Annotated in this window: 2 protein-coding genes; both read left to right on the plus strand. The window is 61.3% G+C overall.

Annotated features, from left to right (window positions below; genetic code table 11):
- Nucleotides 1-161 precede the first annotated feature (161 nt).
- A complete protein-coding gene (locus EN991_RS34045; RefSeq protein WP_024503693.1) occupies nt 162-1,178 on the plus strand; it encodes a sugar ABC transporter substrate-binding protein in 1,017 nt (338 codons plus the stop codon).
- Between the two features lie 159 nt (nt 1,179-1,337).
- The coding region (locus tag EN991_RS34050; RefSeq protein ID WP_164769588.1) for an ABC transporter permease at nt 1,338-1,998 on the plus strand (661 nt) is incomplete at its 3' end.

The following is a 1,998-nucleotide window of genomic DNA, read 5'->3' on the forward strand; positions in this document are numbered from 1 at the left end:
ATAATAAATAAGAGTGATTTAATTATTGACACGGGCTTCGGCCTGGTGTCTGTTAAGGCAGCGTCCACGCTGGGAGAATTTCGTTGGATGCGCTGCAGGTGCCGGTTGGCCGGCATCGGAATGGTTCCACTGGGAGGAAAATCGTGACCAATACAAAATTGTTGAAATCGACCGTGTTTGCCGCCGCGGCTCTGGGGCTGATGGCGTTTGCCTCGTCCGCATCCGCGGCCGGTGTCGGCGCCTGCCTGATCACCAAGACCGACACCAATCCCTTCTTCGTCAAGATGAAGGAAGGCGCGACCGCGAAGGCCAAGGAACTCGGCGTCGACCTCAAGACCTATGCCGGCAAGATCGACGGCGACAGCGAGAGCCAGGTCGCGGCGATCGAAAGCTGCATCGCCGATGGCGCCAAGGGTATCCTGATCACCGCATCCGACACCAAGGGCATCGTGCCGACCGTGAAGAAAGCGCGTGATGCCGGCCTGCTGGTGATCGCGCTCGACACGCCGCTCGATCCGATCGACGCCGCCGATGCGACCTTCGCGACGGACAATCTCGAAGCAGGCAAGCTGATCGGGGCCTGGGCCGCCGCCACGCTCGGCGACAAGGCCAAGGACGCCAAGATCGGCTTCCTTGACCTGACGCCTTCGCAGCCGACTGTCGACGTGCTGCGCGACCAGGGCTTCATGATGGGCTACGGCATCGATGTAAAAGATCCCAACAAGATCGGCGACGAGACCGATCCGCGCATCGTCGGCCATGACGTCACCAACGGCAACGAAGAGGGCGGCCGCAAGGCGATGGAGAACCTCCTGCAGAAGGACAACACCATCAACGTCATCCACACCATCAACGAGCCCGCCGCTGTCGGCGCCTACCAGGCGCTCAAGGCTGTCGGCCTCGAAAGCCAGGTGCTGATCGTTTCCGTCGACGGCGGCTGCCCCGGCGTGAAGTCGGTGGCCGAAGGTGTCATCGGCGCCACTTCGCAGCAATACCCGCTGCAGATGGCTGCACTCGGCATCGAGGCGATCGCCGCTTTTGCCAAGGACGGAACCAAGCCGAAGCCGACCGAAGGCAAGAACTTCTTCGACACCGGCGTCAACCTGGTGACCGACAAGCCGGCCACCGGCGTCAAGTCCATCGACACCAAGGAAGGCCTCGCCAAGTGCTGGGGCTGATGCCGTTCTGACCGGCATCCAAGGAACCTGAGCGGTCGGGGCTTGATCCCCGGCTGCTTCGGGTGGACGATGGCTCGCGTGACCGCGAACAATCCCGGCAGCAGACCGGAAAGGCGTGGACTGGCGTCGGCGTTTGGCTGAAGCCTACGGGGAGAAAACATGGCTCAAGCTCAGGAATTCGAGAAGGTTCTCTCGAGCAGCGACACCAGCGTTGCTGCTTTTGACGAGCACAAATCGGCCGTCAAGCGTATCCAGCATTTCTTGCATTCGACGCCGGCCGCGGTGCCGCTGATCGTCCTGGTTCTGGCGATCATCGTCTTCGGCATCACCATCGGTGGGCGTTTCTTTTCGTCCTACACGCTGACGCTTATCCTGCAGCAGATCGCCATCATCGGCATTCTGGGGGCTGCGCAGACATTGGTCATCCTGACCGCAGGCATCGACCTGTCGATTGGTGTGATCATGGTGATTTCAGCGGTGATCATGGGCAATTGCGCGGTCTCCTACGGCATGCCGAGCGCGCTCGCAGTGGCGATCGGGCTTGCCGCCGGCGCCGCCTGCGGGCTGCTCAACGGGGTGCTTGTCGCCTACATGAAGCTACCACCCTTCATCGTGACGCTTGGCACCTGGAACATCGTCATGGCCACGAACTTCATCTATTCGGCCAACGAGACGATCCGCGACACCGACGTCGATACCCAGGCGCCGCTGCTGCATCTCTTTGCCATCAGTTTCAAGGTCGGCACTGCGGTGCTGACGCTCGGCGTCATTGCCACGGTCCTGCTCGTGATGATCCTCTGGTACGTGCTCAATCACACGG

Source organism: Mesorhizobium sp. M7A.F.Ca.US.005.03.2.1 (assembly GCF_003997795.1).
Taxonomy (GTDB): domain Bacteria; phylum Pseudomonadota; class Alphaproteobacteria; order Rhizobiales; family Rhizobiaceae; genus Mesorhizobium; species Mesorhizobium ciceri.